We start from the raw sequence: 23,417 nt of genomic DNA, 5'->3' as shown, positions 1-23,417 counted from the left end.
GCGATACTCATCCTCGCGCGGTCCCTGTTGTCTGCCGCTATTGATGCTGGCCTTCACGGGCCGCCCAGGCAACGCCTTCGCGTATCGGCTCGGCCCCGTGAACAGGACTCGGCGCTACGGCAACGGGACCCGACTACAGCTCGCCGGGTTCCTTGCCGGGCAAGTACGTCACCGGCAGGTTCGTGAGGCGGCGCACCCGCGACGGCAGATCGGCTCCCACCAGCCGGGATGCCCCGGCGGGCAGAGTCGACAGGATGATGCCGTCGAAGCTGGCACGCGACAGCACCGCCTGGATCGCCCGCAGCGGATCAGGGTCACCGAGCTCGCCGCTTGCCGCGTATGACGCCGCCGCGATCTTCGCGAGCTGTGCGTCGAGCCGCTTTTGAGCTTGCTCCATGCCCAGCGTGTCAGGCCCCAAGTAGTCCGCGGCCGGCACATGCTCAGAGGGGATTCCCGTCACCGGATCGGCTGCCAGCATCGACAGTCGCCGGGCCCGGGCGTAACTCTTCGAATGGGTCATCGGCACCAGCAGGTGGAATTCACACGGGCCATGGGAGTTCAGCCGGTCGATCTCGGCGACGACCTCACCGGTTCCCAAGGTTTGGTTCGCGACGATGAGCCAACGCGTGACTTCTACATCGGGTGCACCCGGTGTCAGGCCAGGCCGCATCCGGTCGACGCGGAACGCCACACGCAGCTTGATGCGGTAGAGGGCGATCTCGCCCTCCACAATCATCACGTCGCGCTCCTCGACGTGCGCCACCGACAAGTCGCGGATCGTCTTGGTTGCTTCAGCAACACCTCGACGTGCCGCGTCCTCCCAAGAAATCCGGCTTGCCGCGACCAGCACGATGACTTTCTCGACAGCGTTGCGGTTGCGCTGAGGTGATTCGTTCAAGATCTGGACCTGTTCGGTGTGCGGTTCGTTCCTGCGAGCGGGAAGCGGTGTGCTCCGGTGGGGCAGACTGTAGGGCACACCGCGTTCGTGCGGCACACTGCGCGCCGGCGGGCGAGCAGAATCGGCAGTGGCGTCCTGCGGCGCCGGACTCGACGGCCCAGCAATGGGTCGGGACGGAATGTCGGACCCCAAGGAGAAACCAATGAGCAGCGTCTACAACGTGATCGAGCTAATCGGTACGAGCGACGAGTCATGGGAGAAAGCGACGCAGAATGCGATCACCGAAGCCTCCAAGACCCTGCGAGATCTCCGGGTCGCCGAGGTGGTCGAGCAGGACGTGGTGATCGAGGCAGGCGCGATTTCAGCTTTTCGCACCAAGGTCCGGCTGTCGTTCAAGCACGAGTCGCCTTGAGCCGCACGGGTTTGCCCACGTCCGGCCAACAGCGCAGCCGTAGCGGCGCGCGCGGTTCGGGCGCGACCACGGGTCGCGTCGTCCGATGCTGCGCGCTTCGATGACTGCGCGCGGTCTCGACGGCATACGTGTCGTCGAGCTGGGACAGATGGTGGCGGCTCCGTGGACGGCCAAGCTGCTAGCCGACCTCGGCGCCGATGTCATCAAGGTCGAGCCACCGCACGGCGATGCCGCACGCCGCCGTGGTCCGTTCCCTGCGGGCACGACAGGTGGGGATGAGTCTGCCCCCGACCAGATGGGCGGCCTGTTCGCTGCCATCAATACCAACAAGCGCAGCGTCGAGGCTGATCTCGACGATCCCGCCGGCCGCTCCACGTTGCACGAATTGCTCGCCGACGCGGACCTGTTCGTGCATGACCTTGTGCCCGAGTTCGCGACAGAGCACGGCTTGGTGCCCGAGTCGCTGCGGGCGCAGCATCCGTCGCTCGTGACGATGTCGATCACGCCATTCGGGCAGACCGGTCCGTACGCGAACTGGCGAGCCACCGAGCTGCAGGTCGTTCACGGCGGCGGCTGGGGCTGGCTCACCCCCGGCTGCGTGGACGACCCTGAGCTGCCCCCGCTGAAGCCCCACGGCCACCAAGCCGCGTTCCAGTCCGGCTTCGCTGCAGCGTGCGCGTCGCTCGCCGCGGTCGACCGGGCGCAACGCACCGGTCACGGCGAGCACATCGATTTCGCCCAGATGTCCTACGTGGTCGGGATGCTGGAAGCGGCCTTCATCAGCTGGTCCTACCGGGGCGAGAACCCCAGCCGTCTGGGTGCTCGCATCCTCAACCCGTGGGGGATCTTCCCGACCAGCGACGGGCACATCTTCCTGGTGTGCGTCGAAGCCGACCAGTGGGAACGCCTGAAGGACTTCATGGGACGGCCGGAGTGGGCCGACATGGACATCTTCGCCACGCTCGAGGGCCGATTCGAGAACGAGGACCTGCTGCGGATGTGGCTCGGCGAGTGGATCGCCGCCCAGCCGGTGATGGAGCTGTTCCATCGGGGTCAGGCAGAGCGGCTGGCATTCGCGCCGGTGAACACCGTCGCGCAGATGGCTGCCGACGAACATCTGGCTGCCCGCGACTTCCTCGTCACCTACGACCAGCCAGGACTGGGTGACATCACCGTGCCCGGCGCGCCCTCACGGCTCACGAATTCATGGTGGTCCATCCGTCGACCGGCGCCCGCTCTGGGCGAGCACAACGGCGCGGGCTTCGAGGGTGCAGCCACATCAGCACACGCAAGGCCAGCCCCCGCGGCGCCTTCGGTGACACCGCCGGATCGCCCGCTCGACGGCGTCACGGTCGCCGATTTCACGTGGGTCTGGGCGGGCCCGTACTGCACGCTGCACCTGGCGCACCTTGGCGCGACGGTGATCAAGGTGGAGTCGTCGGCCCGACCAGACCTGGGCCGCCGCCTGCCGACACAATCGGGCCGTCACAACCCGACGCTCGACACCAACGGCTACTTCAACCAGTACGGCCAAGCCAAGCAGAGCATCAGCATCGACTTGGGCACATCGCAGGGCCGAGCGCTGGCGAAGCGGTTGGCACTGTCGTGCGACCTGGTGGTGTCCAACTACGCCACCGGTGTCATGGACGAGTGGGGTCTCGGCTATGAGGCGCTGGCCGCGGAGCGTCCCGACGTCATCGTGGGCGCCATCAGCGGGTACGGCCAGCACGGCCCCTACCGGTCCTACATGGGCTACGGGCCCACCACGGGGCCGCTGTCGGGCTTGGCGTCGATGACCGGCTATCCCGGTGCGGATGCAGACGAGCTCGGCGTGTCGCTCGGCGACCCCGCAGCGGGGATCGCCACGGCCTACGCGCTGGTCGCCGCTCTGGTGGCGCGCCGACGCACCGGCGAGGGCCAGTTCATCGACACGTCCATGTGGGAGGCCACCACGGCGTGCACCGCCGAGGGCTGGATGGAATGGGTGCTCAGCGGCACCCAACCCGCTCCGACGGGCAACCTCGACCTCCTGTGGTCACCCCACAACCTGTACCGCTGCGCCGGCAACGACGACTGGGTTGCCATCTGCTGCGTCACCGAGACCGAGTGGGCTGCGCTGGCGAGGGTCACCGGCATCGACCCAGCGGATGAGCGGTTCGCGACGGCCGCCGATCGCAAGACCAACGAGACCGAGCTGGACAAGCTCCTCGGTGCGTGGACCCGCGAGCGCGACCAGTGGGACGTCACCGAGTTGCTGCAGGCCGCCGGCGTGCCCGCATTCCCCTCGCTCAGCTCCCGCTCGCTCGAAGCGAACCCGCACTTGACGGATCGCGGGCTGATCGAGCGCCTGGATCACCCCGTGGTGGGCCAGATGAGCCACGTCGGCATCCCATGGCGCCTGACTGACGGCACCAACGGCGTGCGAGCGCCGGCTCCCACGCTGGGCCAGCACACGCACCAAGTGCTCACCGAGGTTTTGGGGCTCAGCGGAGACGAGATCGCAACGCTCGAGCAAGCCGGCGCCCTGCGCTGAGCGCCAACGCCGGCGACGCGCTGTCAGTCGCGCGCCTTGCACTCGGAGATGCTATTGAGCAGTTTTGCTCAATAGCGTTCGTCAGGAAATGTAGGCTATGGTTTTCTCGAAATATAGAAGCTGCAGGTGATGAAATCTAGAGTGTTGCTCGTTTGAAATCTAGAATCTCCAACACATGAGAACTCGATTGTGCCCGAGAATGACCCGGCGGACGCGTGAACAACCCACACAGAGACCGATACATCGAGCGTGTCGTTGACAGCGAGGTCAGCGATGCGCTGGCGTCGTCGCCGGCGGTGCTCATCGAGGGACCGCGAGGCTGCGGGAAGACGTGGACCGGACGCCGCTTCGCGGCAAGCGAGGTCGTTCTCGACGGGTCAGAGTCAATGCGCCTGGCAGCAGAGATCGACCCAGCTTCAGTCCTCGATGGGCCCGAGCCCCGCCTGCTCGACGAGTGGCAACTTGTTCGTGGCATCTGGAACCCGATGCGTCACGAATGCGACCGACGTGGAGGAGTCGGGCATTTCTTGCTGACAGGATCCCAGAATCCGCCCGATGACATCACTGAGCACTCTGGAGCAGGTCGCGTCGCGCGTGTGCGGATGCGGCCGATGTCGTTGTGGGAGTCCGGTGACTCGACAGGCCAAGTCTCGCTTGCGGAGTTGCTCGGAGGCGGGCGCTGCGCAGCTACCGACGCCGGACTCACCATCTCCGACATCGCTGGATTGATCTGTCGAGGTGGCTGGCCTCGCATGATCGGCATGTCACCTGACGTTGCCCAAGCCCGACTGCGTGACTATCTCGACGACATCACGCGCGTCGACATTTCGCGCGTCGCTGGTATCAGAAGAAGTCCGAGGCTGGCGAGCGGCTTGCTGGTGTCACTCGCTCGCAACGAAGCCACGTCGGCCACCTACAACACGCTGCGGGCAGATCTGTCCACTGGCGGCAGCGCGCCCGCCGACGCGACGCTGAGGGCCTACCTCGACGAACTGGCACGGCTCTTCGTCATCGAGCCGCTGGAAGCGTGGTCGGTCCACCTGAGATCGTCCAACAGGCTGCGGAGAACTCCGAAGCGCTATTTCGCGGACCCGGCGCTCGCAGTCGCCGCTCTGGCATCGTCTCCAACGGTCGTCGGTCGCGATGTTGAGGCAATGGGGTTGCTGTTCGAGTCGATGGCAATCCGGGATCTCCGCATCTACGCACAGAGTGCCGATGCTCGCGTCTCCTTCTACGGCGATCACAGCGGCCTGGAGGCGGACGCCGTGATCGAAGGACTTGACGGTCGCTGGGCTGCCGTCGAGGTGAAGCTCGGCGGCGCCGCTGCGGTGAGCGAAGCCATGGATTCACTTCGAGCTGTGCGGTCCCGAGTCGACACCGCTCGGCGAGGCGAACCAGCACGCCTCATCATCGTGACTGCGTTCGGAACCGGCTACCAGACCGACGACGGAATCGCTGTGGTGCCTCTCACGGCGCTGAGGCCCTGACATCGACGGCCGAACGCTTCGCGACGACCGCTGCCGGAATCGAGATCTGGCGACAACAGTGTCGCTCTGTGCCGTCGAAGGCCGTTGGCACTGACGCTATTGAGCAATTTTGCTCAGGAACATCTTCAAGAGCCGGCGGTCTCCACCGGTGGTTGCGAGTGAACGGTCATGATGACCGGTTGTTCCGCACAGCAACCACCAGTGGACGTGTCCCATATGGCAGCGAGGCTGAGCGCGTTCGAGCGCGCCCGGATTGAGGCGATGAGATCGGCGGGAGCGGCCACCGACGGGTACGGCAACTACCTCGTGGTCTGGTTCGGCGATGACGAGATGCCGACCCCAAGATCAGGACGACGCCCAAACGGCCCGGACGAATTGCGGGAAATGCTTGAGGCGAGCCTCAGCCTCGACGAAGCCCGCAAGATCTCGGTTCGCGTCATCGACGTCACGAAACCCGAAGGCGGAGGAGGCCCGTCGATCGGTCGACCTCGTAGTTGGCATCTCGAAGGAGTCGCGTGACAGCGCTCAGATCGATGGCTGACAGGTCCCATCCTTGCCGAAAGCCTTCGCGCACCAGCTCCACGTAGCACTGGCTCGGACTGACGTCGGCGCTTGACGAGGCGATGTCGCGAACAGCAGTCGCCACGTCTGCAGGTGCTGGCGGTGCAGTCTGCGCCGAGGCGCAGCCAGCGGTCATGGTCAGCATGAGATCGACCGTCGCGACGTGCTCGAACCCGGACGCGAGCCCTTTGACCGAGCGCTGGCCCTTGTCGAGCGTCGCGATGAGTTCGGGCACGACGATGAGTCCTGCCTCGGCAATCGCGCGCTGCAGCAAGCGCCAGACGGCACCGCTGCTGTTGCCGAAGAGCAGCGTGATGTAACCGTGAGGCTTGAGCACTCGACGGCATTCGCGCAACGCCTCCGTCAGCATGCGCTCGTATCGATCTGCCGACCGATAGCAGCCGGTATCGGTCCGATCGACGACTGCTTCGAGCCCCGCTTCGGTGAGCTGCCCGCTTGGCAGCCAGGCCTCTTGGAACAGGTTCATGTCCGAGTAGAAGATGTTGGACCCGAAGGGCGGGTCGGTGAAGACGTAGTCGACTGAACCGTCATCGAGCGGCAGCGACGTGGCGCTTGCGATCTCGTAGGTGACCTGTTCAGCTACTCCATCCTCCGTCAGCCGGCGTTCGAGGCGGCGTTCGCGTATCCACGCGTCAGAACGGGCCACCGCTTCGACCTTGCGAGAGAACAGGTCGAACACGTTCCACTCGTAAAAGACAGGTGCGACGTAGTAGTTGGCGTTGGCCGCGTTCAGTGGCCGCTGGCGTGACCATTGATACCGCTTGCTGGCGCGGGTCAGGATTGCCGTGAACGCAAAGCGGAGCTTGCCGCGAATCGCTGCGTCGTCGGTCGCTTCGATGGCATCACGCAGTGCCGCAAGCGCGCAGAGGTTCCGCCGACTGTAGAACGCCGCCGTTGACGTGAGGCCGTGACGACCGAGTGCCGATGCCTGATACATCTGGCGAGTCGGCTCAATGGGAATGTCGGGCCACGACAATCGGCCCGCGCAGGGCGTCACCGGCGGTTGGGACCACGGCTGTTCGCGTTGTCTTGCCGAGCACGCGCAAGTGATCGAATCCACGACTGGCACCTCGCCCACCCTCGCGGAACGGGTGCTGATGCGCGCTCCGCAACGGCTGCATTGCATCTGCGGTTTGCGCCAGGTGGCATCTCGAAGGGACTCGTAGAAGTTGGCCTCGGCTCCGCACCCATCGCATCGCACCAAAACGGACCAGATGGTCTTTGCCGTCTCGGCGAGCACTCCGCATTCGGCGCATGGCACTTGGTAGAGGTCACCCACGACTTCGCGCGCTCGTTTGACGGCCGCTGCTCCTTGGCGCCGCAGGGTGTTGACGTCGACGAGGTTGACGTAGTTCCGACCGATGTGGCGGCCGAGCACCGACACGTCGAACAGACGCGCCTGCCGTCCCGCCGCGAAGGCGGCGACGCCGGTCATGCCCGATCCTGCAAACGGGTCGAGGACAACATCGCCCGGTGCTGTCATCGCCTCGATGAACGGTATCGCTGCGGTCACCGGCACCTTCGTCAGGTACGCGTGGGCCATGTAGACCGGGTCCGAACGCTTCACGGCGACAGCCGAGGGCAGCGAGTGCACCGCTCCGCTGTCGAGGCTGAAGAGCTCCGCCCGCCCGTTCGAGGCGGCTCTAGCGTGAGCGTGTGCGGGCATGTGTCACATCATGCCCGAGGGAGCGGACCCAACGATGGGATTCAAAGAAGACGCCGACTTCGCCCGTTTCGTGGCGATGGGTGCCGTAGGGGCAGCCGCAGCGGCCGATGAGCTGCGTGATCGCTATGGCCATCAACCCATCGAATTCGAGCGGTACGCCATGGCCAACAAGGTGTGGCAATCCAAGGTGAAGCGTCTCCGGCTCCCGGATCTCCTCTGCGCGCGCTGCGGCCTTCGAGTCGAAGCCCGGGCGAAGTCCAAGCTGGCGATTGTGCTCTCGCACTCGGACGCCCCAGGCCGCGGATGGGATGACGGCGGGATGCGCGACTCAGACCTGTTCGCGTTCATGCGCGTCGATTCGTCGTCGGGCACATTTCCGCCCACAGTTGCCGAACCGATGTGGTTCTCCACGGCGGCGCTGCGCGCAAGCACGGACTACACCCGCCGGTCCAATCCCAAGGCTGCTTCTGAAGGCTCTGAGGTGACGATGACTTGGCCCTGCTGGGTGCCGAGTTCAGGGGGCACGTTTGAAGGAGTGGACGACGATGACCGCATCGTGTGGAGCAACGACGCAGGTCAGCGAAAGCTGTACTGGCACTGGAGACACTGGACGGGTCAGCGCCATCTCTACCTCCGACCCGGTGACACGTTCGAGCCTGCTGCCCACATCGTCGCTGGCATCGTCGAGCCGCCGACATCGTTGACCTGCCCCGGATCGACGTGGAACGCGGCAGCTGCACTCCGTGGGTCCGACGCTGTCGAACGCCTCGCGGCAGTCAGGGCGATCAGTGTTACGGAGGAGATCGACGAGCCGGCTCGGCTCATCGGGGTGGCGCTGAACGACGGCGAGGACTGGCGTGTCGCACTCGAGGCCCGTGTTGCTCTTGCCAGGCGCGAGCCGGAGCGCTGGGTACCGCTGGTGGCAGCCGCTGCGAGTGTTGACGCCGAGCGGGAGCAATCAATGGAGGCCGTCCTCGCGCTCACCGAGGTGAACGCGACGGAAGCAGTTGACGCGCTTTGCGACATCGCCGCACGAGACAGCCTGCATCCTGTATGTGCGTGCCGCTGCAGCCTGGGGAATCGGCCAGGGTGCTGCGGCCAACCCGGAACGCTTGCTGCCGATTGTCTTGGATAGCGCTCCGCTCGTTGCGTTGCACGCCGCTGGGGCTATCGATGCTGTCTCCGATGCGATGAGAGCGGAGTTGCTGGCTTGGCTAGGCAGCGGCGACCAGCGCAGGGCAGCGGCGGCAGCCAACGTGCTCGCGCGCAACCGGAGAGTTGATGTCCTGCTCGATGCGTATGAGCAAGGCGAGCCGACCCGAAAATGGGCCGTCTACGCGCTTGGAGGCATGGAGGCGTCCATCGTGAGATCGCGAGCCCAAGCACGGTTGACAGCAGAACTCCGCGCCGCACTCGAGCCGATGTGGCTCGCAGAGCTCGACTGGCTGCAGACAGACGACGACCCCCTCACTGCGCTTGATCTCCAGAAGATCAGATTCGATCCAATGCGCCCGACACTTGACGACATCGATGGAGGCAGACCTGCGGGTACGTGAAGGAGTCTTGCGTCGCGCTACTCGGGCCAGTCGGTGAGGGTCACTAGGTCGAAGATGGCGCCGGCGGGGTCGGCCACGGTTGCCGCACGGCCCGGCCCGAAGTCGAACGGCGGCACGATCACATTCCCGCCGTTGGATGTTGTCGCTGCGCATGCGGCATCCACGTCGGCCACACCGAGTGAGACACGCCAATGCGGTGGCACGCCCGGAGGCAGCGGTGCCATCGAGGTGCTGGCAACCGGCGCTCCGTCCAGTGTGAACAGCACAGGTCCGTCGGGTGCCTCGTCCATCGTGCCGGCTTGCCAGCCGAACAGCTCGCAGTAGAAGGCCGCCGCAGCGTCTTCGTCGTGCGTCGCGACCTCGGCCCAGGTGAGTGCGCCCGGTGCGTTGACGATGCCCGCCCCGATTGCCGCGATCGGCGTCCACGTGCAGAACACCGCGCCGGTCGGGTCGGCGGCGATGACCATGCGACCGGCGGCGCTCGGACCCGGTTCGGGCACGTCGATGGCGGGTCGCATGACTGCTCCGCCGGCCGCAGCAACCTGGTCGGCGAACTCGTCGGCATCGTCCACGGTGATGTAGACGTTCCAACAGGGTGGGACGCCTTCGCTGAGCATCTCGGGCGGCATGTCGAACACCCCGGCGGCTGGGTGCCCGTCCATGACAGCCATGACGTAGTTGATCTCACCGGTGGGGTCGCGCTCGTAGTCCCAGCCGAGCACCGCTGCGTAGAAGTCGAGCGCACCCTCCACATCGGTTGTGGCCAAGTCAATCCACGAGGGCGTCCCGGCCCGATGGCTCTCTCTGACAGGCATGTTGACGCTTCTTTCGTTAGCGACTACTGGGCGGGCGCGAGCGCACGGCGCATAGCGATGGCAGTGAGTTCTTGGGCTTCGTGCGCCTGGCTCACGAAGCGGGTCATGCCGAAGAAGCCGTGGAACTGGCCGGGGTACTCGATGAGCGTCGTGGGCACCTTCGCGTCGGCGAGCTTCTGCGCGTACTCGACGCCCTCATCGCGCAGCGGATCGTGGCCGGCCACGATGACGAACGCAGGCGCTGCTCCGGATGGGTCATCGACCGCGAGCGGGGCGGCATAGGGATTCGTGCGCTCGGACGGCGGGCAGTAGTGGTCGTCGAACCACGCCATCGTGTCGCGGGTCAGCAGATAGCCCTCGGCGTTGGCGATCATCGAATGGGTGTCCCGGTCGAAATCAGTGACCGGGTAGATGAGCACCTGCAAAGCTGGCTGGCCGCAGGCCTCGCCGTTCGCAGCGCCGTCACGGCACATCAGCGCCACGGCAGCCGCCAGGTTGCCCCCCGCGCTGTCGCCGCCGATCGCTACCCGTGCAGGGTCGATGCCCAGCTCGGTGGCGTTGTCGATCGCCCACTGGGTGGCAGCGCAGCAGTCATCCGATGCCGCCGGGAAGGGGTGCTCAGGTGCGAGGCGGTAGTCCGCCGACACGGTCACCACGCCGGCCAGCATCGTGAGGGCGCGGCAGATGCGGTCATGGGTCTCGATGCTGCCGACGACCCAGCCGCCGCCGTGGAAGTAGACGAGGCAGCCGAGCGTCCCGTCGTCGGCAGCGGTCGCCGCACCGTCACCGGGCCGGTAGATCCGCACACCGATGTCGTTGCCGTCGGGGCCAGCGATCATCCGGTCTTCCGTGCTGGCAACGTCGACGAGCTCCCCAGAGGGGGGCATTTCTTCGAACCCTTGGCGGGCACGTTCATGGCCGACCTGTTCGAAGGTCGGCCGGCCCAAGGCGTTGAGTTGGTCGATGACGGCAGATGCTTCGGCTTCGAGAGTCACGGCGGGGAGCATATGACTGCACCGAGCCGCCGTGCAGCAGACGTCATCGTGACTGGTCCATCGGAAATGCCGCTGCTCGCTGCCGTACGCTGAGTAGGGCGCGACTGCTCAAGCTGGCGGCTGCGACGACGGGGGCACGACATGGGTGATCTGCTGATTTCAGGCGGGACGCTGATCGACGGAACAGGGGCCGAGCCACGCCGCGCCGACGTGCTCATCAGCGACGGTGTCGTCGCCGAGATCGGCGAGACGCCCGCAGCGCTGGCGGGCCGCCGGGCCGACCGCACGGTCGACGCCGAAGGCCACGTCGTGACGCCCGGATTCATCGACGTGCACACCCACATGGACGCCCAGATCGCCTGGGACCCCATGGGGGAGAGCTCATGCTTCCACGGCGTGACCACCGCCGTGATGGGCAATTGCGGGTTCACGCTGGCGCCGGCCCGAGCTGACGCCCGGCATCTCGTTGTCCGTAACCTGGAGCGGGCTGAGGACATTTCCGCTGAGGCGATGGCCGCGGGCATCGACTGGACCTGGGAGACCTTCCCCGAGTACCTCGACTTCGTGGATGCCACGCCCAAGGGCATCAACTACGCCGGGTACCTCGGCCACTCGGCGCTGCGGACCTGGGCCATGGGCGAGGCAGCTTTCGACCGCGGCGCCAACGACGACGAGCTCGCGCTGATGCTGGGTCAGCTGCGTGACTCGCTGCGCGCCGGCGCCATCGGCTTCACCACGTCCATCTCGTACAACCACGAGACCGCCGACGACCGCCCGGTTGCCTCGCGCCTGGCGGAATGGTCCGAGATCGATGCGCTGGTCAGCGAGATGGGCGTCATGGGCGCCGGTATCTTCGAGTTGGCCAACCACGGCGATCTGCGCTCGCGTGACGCCGAGCGAAACGACGCCTATGTCGCCAAGATCGTCGAGCTGGGCGCTCGCACTCGCGTGCCGATTACCTACGGCATGCTTGCCCCGTCGAGCGAAGACCACCACTGGAAGCCGGTGATCAAGCTGCTCGACGGTATCAATGCAGCCGGCGGCATCTCGTGGGGACAGGCGCACTCCCGCTGCCTCGGCACGTTGCTGTCGTTCAAGACCTCGCTGCCGTTCGATGCCTTGCCGCTGTGGCGTGAACTGCGGGCAGGCTCACGGGGCGAGCAGTGGTCTGCACTGCGAGACCCCGCAATTCGAGCTCGCCTCGTGGACGAGGCCGAGAATGGCGACTACGGGAGGGCTCTCGGGCCCGAAGCCCGCAAGCCCATCTGGTCCCACATCTATCCGCTGACGCGACCGTTGCCGCCCTTCCGCACGATGGACGTGATCGCAGCCGAGCGTGGCGTCTCGCCGATGGAAGCGTTCGTCGATATTGCGCTCGACAGCGACTTGGAGATGTTCTTCGTCCAGGCCCTCGCCAATCAGGACCAGGACTTGGTGCTGCACCTGCTCAAGCACCCCCGGGCAATTCCCACGTTCTCCGACAGCGGTGCGCACGTCACCCAGATCATGGACTCGTCGCTGCAGACCCACCTGCTCGGCCACTGGGTGCGTGACCGCCAGGAATTCACGCTGGAAGACGCCGTACACCGCATCACCCAGCTGCCCGCAGCGGCGTGGGGCTTCGATGACCGTGGCGTGCTGGAAGTGGGCAAGGCGGCCGACGTGAACGTGTTCGATCCCGACACCGTCTCGCCCGACATGCCCGAACTGGTGCACGACCTGCCGGCGGGCGCCTCACGTCTTCGTCAGACGGCCACGGGCTTCGCCGCCACCATCGTCAATGGCGAGATCATCACCGAGCACGGCAAGGTGACTGGTGCGGTGCCAGGCCAGCTGTTGCGCGGCCCGCTGGCGCGTCAGAAAGCCTTGGCCAGTTAGGAAACCGGCGCCGGCCGGTTCGTAATACGGGCCAGCACCTCGTCTTCGGGCAGCAGTCGTCCGACGAGCATGGCGGTGTCCTTCTCGACGAGTGACAGAGCGCGTCGCAACTCTGCAATCTCGGCTTTGAGTTCGGCGCGCAGTTCGGCAATCTCGGTCTTGACTTCGGTACGCAGTTCTGCGACCTCTCTGCGCACCTGATCGAGTTGTCGCCGCTGGCTCACGAACATGGCGATCAGCATGGCGATTACGACGCTGCTGAAGATGCTCGTCACCAAGGTCTCCACAGCACTCATCCTATGTCCTCCTGCAGCGAGCTTCGAGAAGGGTTCTCTCGTACTAGATCAACATAGCATGATATAGGCGGAAAAGTACTGAAGACCATTTCTGTGAAGTGGGGCGTTGCCGATGCGACAGATTCATGCTGGAGATGACCGCCGTCACGAGACGCCGGGATCGGGGCGATTGCCGACATACGCGCTGCCGTAGTTGGGCTCGCTGGCCCACTCGGTGTCCTCCAGCGCTGTCTCAAGGCTGTTGCGGGCGCCGGTCCATGCGGCTACCAGCCGGTCTTCGGCGTCGTAGTCGAAGGGGTCGCCCAGCCGCTGCTCAAGCGCGCCGCCGCGTTCGGGTGGGTTCTCAGCCAGCCAGCGGGCGGCGACGGGCCACGCATCGACCGGGGCGAGTACGTCCTGGTAACCGAGATCCCGCACGGTCGGACCGATGTCGAGCACCCGGTGCGTTGTGGACCAGCTGCCCACCAGCGGGCGTGCCGGTACCGCCAGGTCGTAGGGCAGCGACACCAGCTCCCAGCTGTGGCCGAGTTCGTCGGCGACCACTTCGGCGATCTGTGCAATCGACAGCGCAGAGGAATCCGCCACGTTATAGATGCCGCCCAGTGCGGCCGCGGGCGCGTCGCACGCCAGCAACGTTGCGTGGGCCGCATTGCCGATCCATCCTTGGCTCTTTACCGTCAGACCGCCGTCGGCCACGACCAGGTACGGTCGCCGGTCCAGTGCCCGCCGCACGAGCGGCCATTCCCGCGGCAGCGGCTGGCGCGGCCCGTACAGCTGCGGGTAGCGCAAGTGGATCGCGTGCGGGTGATGCTCGAAGACTGCTTCCTCGGTCACCCGGATCATCCGCAGTTTGCGGAACTCCTCCCCGTCGCCGACCAAGGGTGCATTGTGCGGCAGCGGAACCGGCATTCCCAGCGGAAACAGTTCTTCAGGACTGCCGAACCCCCGGTATACGCCCACGCCTCCTATCGAGACGAAGTGCCCGCAGCGGCCCGCGAGCAGCGGCGCCAAGATTCGCAGCCGTCCGTACATGACGACGGCGAGGTCGAACGACTCTTCGCCGAGCGCTACGGCGGTGGCGGAGCCGTCAAACGGATCGGTGTGGATGTGGTGTACTTCGGGGCTGATCAGATCGGTTTCGTGCCGGCCCGTGTGCAGAATGGTCACGTCGTAGCCGCGCTCGATCAGCCCGTTGACGATGAGCGGTCCTGTCGGGCCGGTTCCTCCAATGACCAGTGCCGTCTGCTGTGCGGTCACCGACTCATTCTGTCCGCCAGCCGGCACCTTCATCGTGAGGTAATGCCGCAGCGCGACGTGTAGCTTCATACGGACCACATATCGCATTGACACGATGAGACCAGGGGGATGCTGTGGCGACCAAGGCTGGAGAGCGTCTGGACTTCGACGGCGGCGTACAGGTCATCGTTACCAAGGGCGGCGAAGCTGACATTTCAGCGTCCGCCGGTGGCGAGGGACTGAAGGTCGGCAAGCGCTACCAGGACGAAGATTCAGGCATTGAGGTGCTCGTCACTAAGCCGGGCGCGGTGACCTTGCAGTGCGACGGCAAGGACATGGCGCTGCAGGAGCCGAAGAAGACCAAGTCGGCCGACTGAGACCGATTGTTGGACACGGGGGCCGACTGAGGCCGATTGTTGGGCACGGGGCCGACTGAGTCCGACTCGACCGACCTGCGTCGCCCACCCGAGGGGGTGGTGGCACCCTGAACCGCATCGAGCACATCCTGAGCGGCGGCGAGTTGGATCACGCCGCTGCCCGTGCGCTGGTTGACCTCTGCGCGTCTGTGCGCGAGGCGCGTGAGCCAGCGGTGCTTGTCCTCCGCAACGAACCCGGCACCGATTTCTGTTCGGGCATCAGCTTCGATCCCCTCGAGTTGCAACCCGATCCGGCGTCCGCGCTGGCTGCGGTGCGGAGTCCGGTGGTCTGCGCGATCAGCGGCGAATGTTCCGGCGCAGGACTCGAAATAGCGCTTGCCTGCGATGTCCGCTTGTGCGATGTCACCGCACGCTTCGCGATGCGCGATGTGCTCGACGGCCGGTTGCCGGCGTGGGGCGGCACGCAGCGCTTGCCTCGCGCCGTAGGGGCCTCGCGTGCCAATGCGATGCTGCTGTTGGGTGCGACCGCTGACGCTTCCACAGCGTTGGAGTGGGGGCTGACTCACGCTGTGGAAGAAGACCTCGACGGAGCCGTCGAGCAGTGGCTCGATGACCTGGCAGGCGCCGGGCCCTTGGCGCTCGAATTCGCCAAGGAAGCCGTTCATCGAGGCTCAGAGCTTCCGCTCGCCGACGGGCTGCGCCTCGAGGGCGACCTGAATCACCAGCTCGCCGCCACCGAGGACCGCGCCGAAGGCCTCGCCGCCTTCTTCGACAAACGCCCGCCCGACTTCGCAGGGCGTTAGCCATGCGAAGCATCAGACTTAGTGCAGGGCGTTAGCCATGCGAAGCATCAGACTTAGTGCAGGGCGTTAGCCATGCGAAGCATCAGACTCAGTGCAGGGCGTTAACCGATGAGCGACTGGCTGCCTCCGGGTCTGTTCGCCTACGGCGCTGAGCTGGCTGCGGCCCTAGACCGCCGGCTCGGCCGCTCGCTCGTGGGCGACGGGGCCTCGTGGATCGACATGCCCCGCCGGCTCGGCACCGCTGACGTGCCGAGCGAACCTGTCCCGTGGGGCGAAGGTGCCCTGTGCATCGACCTCGGACCTGACGACACCGCGACATGGGAGCGCTTCGTCGAGGTGCACTGGCACGAGCCTGATCCGGAATCCATCGCCGTTGCTGCGCAGGAATGGCGGCTCCCGGTTACGCCGTATCGCCGGCTGCCCGGCGAGCCAGCGCAACCGGTCGGAATCTCGCAGGGCGCGGGACAGCCCGCCACATCCCGCATTGACGGCGTCTCGGTCGTCGACCTCACCTCGATGTGGGCAGGCCCGCTGTGCACTGAACTGCTGGGCCGCGCGGGCGCCGAGATCCTCAAGATCACCTCGGATACGCGACCCGACGGTCTGACAGGTTCGCCTATGTACGCCGAGCTCAACGAACACAAGACCATGAGAAGACTGGACCTGCGACAGCAGGCAGCTCGCGAGAGCCTGGATGCGCGGCTGGGCTCAGCAGATCTGCTCGTCACATCGCTCTCACCGCGGGCCCTCGCAAACCTCGAACTGCTGCCGCAGCAGCTCTGTGCCCGCCACCCGCATCTGCGCACCTTGGCAATTACTGCGTTTGGGCCGGATGCGCCCGAACGCGAATGGATCGCGTATGGCACCGGTGTCCATGCGGCCTCGGGCTTGGGCTGGCTGGCCGACGAACCGCAAGCGCCGGCGTACTCCTATCCCGATCCGCTCGCCGGACTCCAGGCAGCGTGTTCCGCAGTGGACCAGCTCTCCGGCGCCGCGCCCCAGCACACACGTGTGTCACTGGCGGGAGCGGTGGCGCCGCTAGCCAGCCGCGCCGCCGGCAGCTGCGCCGGTGTCGTCTCGGCACCCGCCGCGGGGTCCGGAGGTGATCGACATGGCTGAACGGGTCCGACTGGTCTTCGGCCATGACGGTGTAGCGACCATCACGCTGTGCCATCCGCCGCTCAACATCTACGACCTCGATATGCGCGACGGGCTCATTGAGGCGATAACGGCGGTACGCGATGTGCCCGATGTGCGCTGCGTGGTGCTCGCGGCGGAAGGCAAGCACTTCAGCGCCGGAGCGGACCTGTCGGAGTTCGGCACGGCCGAGGGGATCTTCGACGCACGGCGCATTCGCTGGGATCGCGACCCGTGGCTGCCGCTCGCCAACCTGGGCGTGCCGACACTGTGCTCATTGCATGGCTACGCCCTCGGCTCGGGCCTGGAGATGTCGCTGCTGTGCGACCTCCGCATCGCCAGCACCGATGCAGTGTTGGGGCTGCCCGAGACCAAGCTGGGCATGCTCCCCGCGGCGGGCGGTACTCAGAGCCTCACCGCGGCCATCGGACCGGTCGCTGCACTGCCGATGGTGCTCAGCGGGCGCAACATCGATGCAGCGGAGGCGCACCGGCTGGGCATTGTGTGCGAGGTCGTTCAAACGGACGAGCTGGCCAGCCGCACAGCCGGGCTAGCCGGCCAGCTAGCCCGCATAGACCAGCCGGTCGCCCGAGCGTTGCGCCGCTGCTTGCGCGCCGCGAACGATCTCCCCTTGAGAGAAGGCCTGGCCACCGAACACCGGTGGGCCCGCCTCCTTGCCGTTGGCTCAAGCAGCTGAGGGACAATAGCCCCGCTAGTGGCTCTTGACTGCTCTCACCGCCGCGCCGCCGAGCTCGCGAGACAGCCTGCGTGGATGCCCGCTTCCGGGCGCGTGCGGGTGCTCATGAGTGGTATCGCGATATTATGATCTCATGACAAGACAGACGACGGTCCGGCTGCCGGACGATCTGGCGCAGGAGGCTGAGGTTGTCGCCCGGGTCCAGGGTTCGAGCATGAATCAGCTCATTGTCGACTCGTTGCGCGCCGAGATCGGGCGGGTACGCGCAGACGACGACTTCACGTCCACGGCGAAACGTCTGCTTGAGAGAGATCGCGAGCTGCTTGAGCGGCTCGCGCGGTGACCCGGTATCTGAGCATCGCTGAGTACTTCTGGCTTGCCGAGCAGGTCACGGGAATTCGGGCTGAAGAGCTGTCCGATTGCTCGTGTCGAATTGGCGGATTCGGCGCTGCACGCCCCGCAAGCGAGCTTTGGCGGGACGGACTTCTACTCGGACTTGATGGACAAGGCAGCGGTGCTCTGCTGGCGCTTGGCGCGCAACCATCCGCTGCCAGATGGCAACAAGCGAGCAGCTTGGGCAGCACTCGTCATGTTCATCGATCTCAATGGCGGACGCTGGGATCCCGATCCACCAGATGTAGACGACGCAGAGCACACAATGCTCGCCGTGGCAGCCGGCGACATCGACGAGGACTCCCTCGCAGGGTGGCTCCGCGAGCGGGTCACATTCGCCTGAGCAAAGGGGCTGCGCGGGGTCACGGAGCGCGAGATCGGTGCAGCGCTCTCAGCGCGAGACTACGCAGAACTCCGAGCCTTCAGGGTCAGCCATGACGGTTGCCCGTAAGCCCAAGTGCCCGGCGGTCTCCTCCGCAGCGGCACAAGCATGCTCGCGCCCAATGCCACAAGGCGCGCAACCTCGGTGCCCATGTCACCGGTGAACAGGTCCAGATGCGCCCGTAGATCGACGGCCGCCGGACCCTCGAGGGAAAGGCTGCGGTGTGCGCCCGACTGCGGCCCGACACGAACCGGTTCGCCGGTCCCGCCCAGTCCGCCTACCCAGCACTGCGCAGCCCGAGCCATCGCGTCGCCCGCCTCGGCGCCGAACTCCGACGCGAACTCGACCGGCTGGTCGCATCCGCCGCGCCCGTGGCCGTGTCGCGTCTGGGATGCGGTTGGCGACCTGACAAAGTTTTGGACGAAAGGGAAGATACCGCATATTATTCATGGGAATCCATGAATGCGACACCATATGTACTCTGTGACGGCACTTCTACGTCAGCGTTTCGCGCCCGAAATAAGGTGGAGATTACCTTTAATGACGGCAGGACGCTAACTCTGTGGCCCCATCGAGAGACTCCGTGGCACTGGTACCGTTGCAGTGTGTAGACTAGTCTGCGCGTTCCGCCGCTTCTTCACAAGGCGTATCCTTGAGGACGACGGGTACCCTCACGAACATCTCTCGGCCCATATTCGGGCGATTGCATCATTGCCAGGGCCGACTGAGGGATTTGTGGCGCTGTGGGCCGGTGAAGATGGTCATTCGGAAGAGCAATTCATCGAAACTCCGACTATGGGCCTTCCCGCGAGTGACACCAATAACTCGCTTCTGCTCTGTCCACCCTCGCCTGGCTCCTACAATATGCTCAGACGGGCGCTGTATTTGTGTCTTGACGCGTTTCGCGCCAATCCTGCTGGTATGCTCGTGGAATTATGGGCCGAGGCTGACGACATATCCAATGACCCGATGCCGCCGGAAGAAGAGCCAATTGGACTCACTGCCGGGGCTCGTCGCCAGATTGACAGCGACACGTTTGTCGACGGCACGATAACCGTTCGCCGATACAAATATCCAGAGTTGCTGGCCGCGATGTGAGCGGGATCTCCAGTCCAATTGTGCGGCGTCGCGGTCCCGGTGTCGACTGCGTCGCCCACGCATGCACGCGGTGGGATCGGGCGCGCTGCGCTTCTCCTATTCGGCGGCGGTAACAGCCCGCTCGTTGTCGTGCGCCTCGACATTAGCGATCCGGCTGTGGTCGCCCACGGTGATATGCAAATGCATACTTGGTTGCTGTTTATATGTGCATGTAGTTATGAGCCTGGGCGGCGCGCGGCCGTGGACCCGCCAGCAGCAGGCTTGGGGCACCTTGGCGACCTTCTTCGCGTCAACGTGGGTCTGGTCGTCAGCGGGAGACGACGCAGAACTCGGAACCCTCCGGGTCAGCCATGACGGTCGCCCGGAATCCCAAGTGCCCGGCGGTCTCCTCCGCGGCCGGCACCAGCACGCTCGCGCCCAATGCCACCAGGCGGGCAACTTCGCTGTCCATGTCACCGGTGAACAGGTCCAGATGCGCCCGCAGCTTTGCTGTCTTGGCCTCGGGCACTCGCTGGATGGTCAGGTGGTTGAGCATGCGACTGCTCCCGCCCCCATCGGACAGCGTGATGTACGGGCGGCCGTCGCCGACTCGTCGTGCGAAGCCGAGCGCTGCCTGCCAGAAGTCGGCGATGCACTCGGGGTCGGCGCAGTCGATCGTCACGCCCACCGCCCGCAGCTGTGGGCCAGCCTCCGCAGCGCCGCCAGTCGTCTCAGGGGCAGATTCGCTCATGGCAGCGGAACCTACTGCACCCGCTCGGTGCCCTCAGCGGCGGGCAACCCAGGATCGCAGACGAAGCGGATGGCCGGAATCTTGAGTTCCTCCAGCGACACCGAGCAGCTCACGACCCAATAGGGATCAAGCAGCGGCTGCCCCCAAGCGCCGGCGTCGAACGCGTCGATTCGGGCGGCGAGCCGCTCGACCCGCGACGGATCGTGATGGGTCTCGACCTGCACGAGCCGGAGCCCCAAGGGCGTGTGCGCCAGGTTCATCGAGCCGACGTGTTGGAGGTCGCCGACTGACAGCGGATCAGGGTCGAGCGCACTCAGCACAAGCATCGGCCCCGCACCGTTGCGAGCGGCTGTGGCGCTGTGGGCCTCGCCGGCCGGGGCGACAGCCAGATCGACACCGTTGTAGTGGCGGCGCATCGCGACCTCGGCTGGCCGCGCAGGAAAGCCCAGCTGTGACCGCAAGCCGGCGACAGCATCGTCGGTGGATGCAGCTGCGCCCACGCAGAACGTCCGGGCGCGTGCACCGCTGCGACACACGATGCGGACGAACGCTGCGCTGAACGCCCCCCACGGGCTCTCGGACACGTCCCATGCCTCCAGCGACATGGCTGGCGGCACGATGGGGTGCAGCCCCGGCGGCAGCACGGCTTCACGCGCCGGGCGCCGCAACTCAGCGACCAACGACAGGCTGGTCACCCCGGCGAGCCGGACCGGCTCGGAGCTGAATGCGGAGATCTGCGGCGCATCCGCGGCCAGCTCGTCGACTGAAGCAGTCCCCGAGATCATCGGCTCGCCCCCGCTGCTGCTGTCGACGGCTCGGCCGCGCCAGTTGAGCCGACATCGGGCACGGTGGTCGGCGCCTCCACTCGGGCTGCCCGCTCGGCCGGAGTCTGGAACTGCGGGATCACCTCGGTGGCGAACAGCCGCAGGCTGTCGAGGACCTGCTCCTGGGGGATCATCTCCATGGCGTTGAGCAGGAAATTGATGCCGCCGACCCCGACGTCCTCCCACTTGCGGATCGTCCGCACGAGATGGTCGGGATCGCCGATGCCGACGCCTTCGGGCAGGCCTTTGGCCACGCTCGGATCATCGGCCGCCGCGTTGCCATTGGGGGTGCCGCGGCTGCGCAACGCTGCGCCCGCGTTGCCGAGCGTCTGATACGCCCGTGTCGGGTACGCCTCACGGGTGAAATACAGGTGCGCGTTCGACATGGAAAACGCGCCCACCATCGGCAGGCCCAGCGCCGCTGCCTGGCGGTAGTCCTCGTGGCAGTACAAGAAGTTGAGCGTGTGAACCTGGTCGTTCACGAAGCTGCCGACCGGATCGCAATCGGCAATCCGGCGGTGATACTCGGCAGTGCGCCGTTCCTGCTCGGCGAACGGCGCAGCGCTCACGCCCAAGCAGCCCAGTCCCCGCTCGGCAGCGTCCAGCTCGGTGCCGGGCGTGGTGACCGTCACCCACATCGGCGGATGCGGCTCCTGGAACGGCTTGGGGATGACATTGCGCGCCGGCATCTCGAAGCGGGCACCCTCCCAGCCGAAGTCGTCTTGCGTCCACATCTGGGGGATCACCCGAACGAACTCGTCCCACGTCTTCTTGGTGTCGTCGGGGTCCGCGCAGAACCCGCCGAGCTCGGTCCACGTGCTCGACCGAGCGGTGCCCAGCTCCAGCCGGCCGCCCGAGATGATGTCGAGCGCTGCGGCCCGCTCGGCCACCCGGATCGGGTTGTTCATCTCGGGCACGCACACCACCGCGCCGTGACCCACCCGGATGCGCTGGGTCTGCGCGGCGACCGCCGTCAGGAACACCTCGGGAGCGGGACAGTGCGAGTATTCCTCCAAGAAGTGATGCTCCACCGCCCAGACGTGGTCGAACCCCAGCTCGTCGGCCGCCCGGCACTGTTCGAGCGCGTTGTGGTACGTCAGCCACTCGTTGACCCGGCTGAACGGCCGCGGCACCGACAACTCGTAGAAGATCCCGAATTTCATCGTGCTGTTCTAGCCCAGCAGCGTCAACCGTCGTCGGCCCGCTGATCAAACACCGGGCTGATCACGATGGCCGAGCCCGACTTGGTCGAGCGAGGCGACACCGAACTAACAGTGTTTCGTTCTGCCTGCCGTCAGGTCAGGGTGCGAGAGCGGTGATGGGGGCCACGGCGATGCCGTCGGGGCGTTCGTAGGCGTAGCCGGTGGCGGTGATGACGGCGAGCCGGGCGAGCTGTCCGGTGCTGGACTGGTCGATCCTGTCTCGGAGTCGCAGCAGGTTCTTGGCGGCGTGGTCGATGGCCTGCGCGCCGCCGAGCCTGATCTCGAGTGCGGCCCAGCGTCCGTCGGGATGTTCGACGATGGTGTCGGCTTCGAGGTGGTGGCTGTCGCGGTAGTGCGACAGGCTGCAGCGGTTGGCTTGCGCGTACACCAGCAGGTCCCGCAGCACCAGCGATTCGAAGAACCGCCCGGCGAAGGCGAGATCGGCCAGCAGATGATCAGTGCCGATGCCGAGCGCGGCGGCGGTGAGCGAGGGATCGCACAGCATGAGCTTGGGCGAGCGGCGCGCTTGGGCCCGCGAGGCGATGTGGGGCCGCCATGCAGGTATCTCGTCGGCCACGAACAGGCGGGCGAGCGCGGCCAGGTAGCCGGCCACGGTGCGGCGCTCGACCGGCGGCTCGCCGGGCGCCGCGGTGTCGGCAGCGAGCACTGTGTGGCGGACCTCGGTGGCCACGTTGCGGGCGACCGAATTCAGCAGCCGCCCGACGCGCACCGGGTCGCGATGAACCCCGTCCACACGCGACACGTCGGTGCGGCTGATCTCACCCAGGTAGGCGCTGTGCGCCCGAACAGCGAGGTCGAGGTCTGCGTCGAGCATCTGCGGCCAGCCGCCCCGGCACCCCAGCGCGAGCACGTCGGCGAGTTCATGCCCGGCGTCGGCGGCGCGGCACGGCTCGCCTTCCAGCAGCCCGTGCAGCGACACTGCGCCGCTTGAATCGCCGCTTTCGTGCAGGCTCATCGGGCGCATCCGCACCCGCATCACCCGACCCGCCCCCGAATGGCGGGTGACGTCATCTGGCGGGTCAGCCGAACCGGTCAGGATGAACTGGCCGGGCTGGCCCCGCGCATCGCATGCTCTCCGCATAGCGTTCCAGATCCCCGGGGCGAGCTGCCACTCATCCACCAGACGCGGCGTCGGCCCGTCGAGCAGCGCCGCTGCGCTCATCCCTGCCGCGAGCGACGAGTCGACGCTCTCATCGACGAACACGGCGCTGCCGGCGAACCGCCGGCCTGTCCACGTCTTGCCGCACGCACGCGGTCCCTCCACCACTACAGCAGGCATCACCCGCAGCGCCGTGCGCAGCTCCTCGTCCACCACGCGACGCCGATAATCGTCCGGTGCCAAGTCGACGGCATCCCCGACAGCGCTCATACGTGCCTCCGAACTGCCACACCTCGATGA

The 23,417-nt window shown here is 66.3% G+C and carries 25 protein-coding genes; 14 read left to right on the top strand and 11 right to left on the bottom strand.

What is annotated here, in order from left to right:
- Positions 1-133: 133 nt before the first annotated feature.
- On the bottom strand, positions 134-898 hold the full coding sequence (locus ACOGJB_RS08455) for a dodecin family protein (RefSeq protein WP_419840368.1): 765 nt from the start codon (positions 896-898) through the stop codon (positions 134-136).
- A 202-nt stretch (positions 899-1,100) separates the two neighbouring features.
- Between ACOGJB_RS08455 and ACOGJB_RS08450 the strand changes: the two genes are divergently transcribed.
- The 4 genes from ACOGJB_RS08450 (at position 1,101) to ACOGJB_RS08435 (ending at position 5,849) form a co-directional block, all read left to right on the top strand.
- A complete protein-coding gene (locus ACOGJB_RS08450) occupies positions 1,101-1,310 on the top strand; it encodes a dodecin family protein (RefSeq protein WP_419840367.1) in 210 nt (69 codons plus the stop codon).
- Positions 1,311-1,410: 100 nt separating this feature from the next.
- A complete protein-coding gene (locus ACOGJB_RS08445) occupies positions 1,411-3,843 on the top strand; it encodes a CaiB/BaiF CoA transferase family protein (RefSeq protein ID WP_419840366.1) in 2,433 nt (810 codons plus the stop codon).
- Positions 3,844-4,058: 215 nt separating this feature from the next.
- The gene (locus tag ACOGJB_RS08440) at positions 4,059-5,330 is read left to right on the top strand and encodes an ATP-binding protein (RefSeq protein ID WP_419840365.1); all 1,272 of its coding nucleotides are present in this window, start codon (positions 4,059-4,061) and stop codon (positions 5,328-5,330) included.
- A 216-nt stretch (positions 5,331-5,546) separates the two neighbouring features.
- Positions 5,547-5,849 carry a hypothetical protein gene (locus ACOGJB_RS08435; RefSeq protein ID WP_419840364.1) on the top strand — a complete coding sequence of 101 codons (303 nt, stop codon included), beginning with the start codon at positions 5,547-5,549 and terminating at the stop codon, positions 5,847-5,849.
- Here ACOGJB_RS08435 and ACOGJB_RS08430 read toward each other — a convergent pair.
- Positions 5,776-7,479, bottom strand: a complete 1,704-nt coding sequence (locus ACOGJB_RS08430; protein ID WP_419840363.1) for a DNA methyltransferase — start codon at positions 7,477-7,479, stop codon at positions 5,776-5,778. The two genes, ACOGJB_RS08435 and ACOGJB_RS08430, sit on opposite strands and share 74 nt — an antisense overlap.
- A 133-nt stretch (positions 7,480-7,612) precedes the next feature.
- Between ACOGJB_RS08430 and ACOGJB_RS08425 the strand changes: the two genes are divergently transcribed.
- Both ACOGJB_RS08425 and ACOGJB_RS08420 read left to right on the top strand, forming a co-directional pair.
- The gene (locus ACOGJB_RS08425; protein ID WP_419840362.1) at positions 7,613-8,713 is read left to right on the top strand and encodes a HEAT repeat domain-containing protein; all 1,101 of its coding nucleotides are present in this window, start codon (positions 7,613-7,615) and stop codon (positions 8,711-8,713) included.
- A 55-nt stretch (positions 8,714-8,768) separates the two neighbouring features.
- Complete coding sequence (locus ACOGJB_RS08420; protein ID WP_419840361.1) at positions 8,769-9,134, top strand: hypothetical protein; 366 nt, start codon at positions 8,769-8,771, stop codon at positions 9,132-9,134.
- A 17-nt stretch (positions 9,135-9,151) separates the two neighbouring features.
- On the opposite strand, the gene ACOGJB_RS08415 is transcribed toward ACOGJB_RS08420, so the two are convergent.
- Complete coding sequence (locus ACOGJB_RS08415) at positions 9,152-9,949, bottom strand: VOC family protein (RefSeq protein ID WP_419840360.1); 798 nt, start codon at positions 9,947-9,949, stop codon at positions 9,152-9,154.
- Positions 9,950-9,972: 23 nt separating this feature from the next.
- On the bottom strand, positions 9,973-10,944 hold the full coding sequence (locus ACOGJB_RS08410; RefSeq protein WP_419840359.1) for an alpha/beta hydrolase: 972 nt from the start codon (positions 10,942-10,944) through the stop codon (positions 9,973-9,975).
- A gap of 141 nt (positions 10,945-11,085) precedes the next feature.
- Here ACOGJB_RS08410 and ACOGJB_RS08405 point away from each other — a divergent pair, with 141 nt between their 5' ends.
- Positions 11,086-12,822, top strand: coding sequence for an N-acyl-D-amino-acid deacylase family protein (locus tag ACOGJB_RS08405; protein ID WP_419840358.1), 1,737 nt, complete (start codon positions 11,086-11,088; stop codon positions 12,820-12,822).
- Here ACOGJB_RS08405 and ACOGJB_RS08400 read toward each other — a convergent pair.
- Together ACOGJB_RS08400 and ACOGJB_RS08395 are read right to left on the bottom strand one after the other, a co-directional pair.
- Complete coding sequence (locus ACOGJB_RS08400; RefSeq protein WP_419840357.1) at positions 12,819-13,118, bottom strand: hypothetical protein; 300 nt, start codon at positions 13,116-13,118, stop codon at positions 12,819-12,821. The two genes, ACOGJB_RS08405 and ACOGJB_RS08400, sit on opposite strands and share 4 nt — an antisense overlap.
- Positions 13,119-13,262: 144 nt before the next feature.
- On the bottom strand, positions 13,263-14,375 hold the full coding sequence (locus ACOGJB_RS08395) for a hypothetical protein (RefSeq protein ID WP_419840356.1): 1,113 nt from the start codon (positions 14,373-14,375) through the stop codon (positions 13,263-13,265).
- 113 nt (positions 14,376-14,488) lie between these two features.
- Between ACOGJB_RS08395 and ACOGJB_RS08390 the strand changes: the two genes are divergently transcribed.
- The 6 genes from ACOGJB_RS08390 (at position 14,489) to ACOGJB_RS08365 (ending at position 18,104) form a co-directional block, all read left to right on the top strand.
- Positions 14,489-14,731, top strand: coding sequence for a hypothetical protein (locus ACOGJB_RS08390; protein ID WP_419840355.1), 243 nt, complete (start codon positions 14,489-14,491; stop codon positions 14,729-14,731).
- Between the two features lie 212 nt (positions 14,732-14,943).
- Positions 14,944-15,534: an enoyl-CoA hydratase/isomerase family protein gene (locus ACOGJB_RS08385; RefSeq protein ID WP_419840354.1), complete on the top strand. Its 591-nt coding sequence runs from the start codon at positions 14,944-14,946 to the stop codon at positions 15,532-15,534.
- A gap of 108 nt (positions 15,535-15,642) precedes the next feature.
- Complete coding sequence (locus ACOGJB_RS08380) at positions 15,643-16,653, top strand: CoA transferase (protein WP_419840353.1); 1,011 nt, start codon at positions 15,643-15,645, stop codon at positions 16,651-16,653.
- A complete protein-coding gene (locus ACOGJB_RS08375; protein WP_419840352.1) occupies positions 16,646-17,368 on the top strand; it encodes an enoyl-CoA hydratase/isomerase family protein in 723 nt (240 codons plus the stop codon). Before ACOGJB_RS08380 ends, ACOGJB_RS08375 begins: the two co-directional genes overlap by 8 nt.
- 133 nt (positions 17,369-17,501) lie before the next feature.
- Positions 17,502-17,711, top strand: coding sequence for a hypothetical protein (locus ACOGJB_RS08370; RefSeq protein WP_419551964.1), 210 nt, complete (start codon positions 17,502-17,504; stop codon positions 17,709-17,711).
- Between the two features lie 33 nt (positions 17,712-17,744).
- On the top strand, positions 17,745-18,104 hold the full coding sequence (locus ACOGJB_RS08365) for a type II toxin-antitoxin system death-on-curing family toxin (protein ID WP_419840351.1): 360 nt from the start codon (positions 17,745-17,747) through the stop codon (positions 18,102-18,104).
- Between the two features lie 59 nt (positions 18,105-18,163).
- On the opposite strand, the gene ACOGJB_RS08360 is transcribed toward ACOGJB_RS08365, so the two are convergent.
- On the bottom strand, positions 18,164-18,448 hold the full coding sequence (locus ACOGJB_RS08360; RefSeq protein WP_419838218.1) for a VOC family protein: 285 nt from the start codon (positions 18,446-18,448) through the stop codon (positions 18,164-18,166).
- Positions 18,449-18,878: 430 nt separating this feature from the next.
- On the opposite strand from ACOGJB_RS08360, the gene ACOGJB_RS08355 reads away from it, so the two are divergent.
- Complete coding sequence (locus ACOGJB_RS08355) at positions 18,879-19,241, top strand: hypothetical protein (RefSeq protein ID WP_419838219.1); 363 nt, start codon at positions 18,879-18,881, stop codon at positions 19,239-19,241.
- 307 nt (positions 19,242-19,548) lie between these two features.
- Here the strand turns inward: ACOGJB_RS08355 and ACOGJB_RS08350 are convergent, their stop codons facing one another.
- The 4 genes from ACOGJB_RS08350 to ACOGJB_RS08335 all read right to left on the bottom strand — a co-directional run bounded on the left by ACOGJB_RS08350 (position 19,549) and on the right by ACOGJB_RS08335 (position 23,387).
- Positions 19,549-19,971 (bottom strand): VOC family protein, encoded by a 423-nt coding sequence (locus tag ACOGJB_RS08350; protein ID WP_419840350.1) that lies wholly within the window; start codon positions 19,969-19,971, stop codon positions 19,549-19,551.
- Positions 19,972-19,982: 11 nt separating this feature from the next.
- Positions 19,983-20,756, bottom strand: a complete 774-nt coding sequence (locus ACOGJB_RS08345) for an acetoacetate decarboxylase family protein (protein WP_419838221.1) — start codon at positions 20,754-20,756, stop codon at positions 19,983-19,985.
- The gene (locus tag ACOGJB_RS08340; RefSeq protein ID WP_419838222.1) at positions 20,753-21,958 is read right to left on the bottom strand and encodes an LLM class flavin-dependent oxidoreductase; all 1,206 of its coding nucleotides are present in this window, start codon (positions 21,956-21,958) and stop codon (positions 20,753-20,755) included. Before ACOGJB_RS08340 ends, ACOGJB_RS08345 begins: the two co-directional genes overlap by 4 nt.
- A 136-nt stretch (positions 21,959-22,094) precedes the next feature.
- Positions 22,095-23,387: an ATP-binding protein gene (locus ACOGJB_RS08335; RefSeq protein ID WP_419840349.1), complete on the bottom strand. Its 1,293-nt coding sequence runs from the start codon at positions 23,385-23,387 to the stop codon at positions 22,095-22,097.
- Between the last annotated feature and the right edge of the window lie 30 nt (positions 23,388-23,417).

This window comes from Candidatus Poriferisodalis sp., assembly GCF_965208895.1.
GTDB lineage: Bacteria > Actinomycetota > Acidimicrobiia > Acidimicrobiales > Poriferisodalaceae > Poriferisodalis.
Note: the sequence above shows the minus strand (reverse complement) of the source record. Positions and strands in the feature narration are given on the sequence as shown.

Excerpts from the sequence above, each read along its gene's own strand:
- ACOGJB_RS08335 (WP_419840349.1), bottom strand. The coding sequence starts at position 23,387 with ATGAGCGCTGTCGGGGATGCCGTCGACTTGGCACCGGACGATTATCGG.
- ACOGJB_RS08370 (WP_419551964.1), top strand. The coding sequence starts at position 17,502 with ATGACAAGACAGACGACGGTCCGGCTGCCGGACGATCTGGCGCAGGAG.
- ACOGJB_RS08415 (WP_419840360.1), bottom strand. The coding sequence starts at position 9,949 with ATGCCTGTCAGAGAGAGCCATCGGGCCGGGACGCCCTCGTGGATTGAC.
- ACOGJB_RS08340 (WP_419838222.1), bottom strand. The coding sequence starts at position 21,958 with ATGAAATTCGGGATCTTCTACGAGTTGTCGGTGCCGCGGCCGTTCAGC.
- ACOGJB_RS08375 (WP_419840352.1), top strand. The coding sequence starts at position 16,646 with ATGGCTGAACGGGTCCGACTGGTCTTCGGCCATGACGGTGTAGCGACC.
- ACOGJB_RS08350 (WP_419840350.1), bottom strand. The coding sequence starts at position 19,971 with ATGAGCGAATCTGCCCCTGAGACGACTGGCGGCGCTGCGGAGGCTGGC.
- ACOGJB_RS08425 (WP_419840362.1), top strand. The coding sequence starts at position 7,613 with ATGGGATTCAAAGAAGACGCCGACTTCGCCCGTTTCGTGGCGATGGGT.
- ACOGJB_RS08405 (WP_419840358.1), top strand. The coding sequence starts at position 11,086 with ATGGGTGATCTGCTGATTTCAGGCGGGACGCTGATCGACGGAACAGGG.
- ACOGJB_RS08360 (WP_419838218.1), bottom strand. The coding sequence starts at position 18,448 with ATGGCTCGGGCTGCGCAGTGCTGGGTAGGCGGACTGGGCGGGACCGGC.
- ACOGJB_RS08400 (WP_419840357.1), bottom strand. The coding sequence starts at position 13,118 with ATGAGTGCTGTGGAGACCTTGGTGACGAGCATCTTCAGCAGCGTCGTA.
- ACOGJB_RS08345 (WP_419838221.1), bottom strand. The coding sequence starts at position 20,756 with ATGATCTCGGGGACTGCTTCAGTCGACGAGCTGGCCGCGGATGCGCCG.
- ACOGJB_RS08420 (WP_419840361.1), top strand. The coding sequence starts at position 8,769 with ATGAGAGCGGAGTTGCTGGCTTGGCTAGGCAGCGGCGACCAGCGCAGG.
- ACOGJB_RS08380 (WP_419840353.1), top strand. The coding sequence starts at position 15,643 with ATGAGCGACTGGCTGCCTCCGGGTCTGTTCGCCTACGGCGCTGAGCTG.
- ACOGJB_RS08450 (WP_419840367.1), top strand. The coding sequence starts at position 1,101 with ATGAGCAGCGTCTACAACGTGATCGAGCTAATCGGTACGAGCGACGAG.
- ACOGJB_RS08435 (WP_419840364.1), top strand. The coding sequence starts at position 5,547 with ATGGCAGCGAGGCTGAGCGCGTTCGAGCGCGCCCGGATTGAGGCGATG.
- ACOGJB_RS08445 (WP_419840366.1), top strand. The coding sequence starts at position 1,411 with ATGACTGCGCGCGGTCTCGACGGCATACGTGTCGTCGAGCTGGGACAG.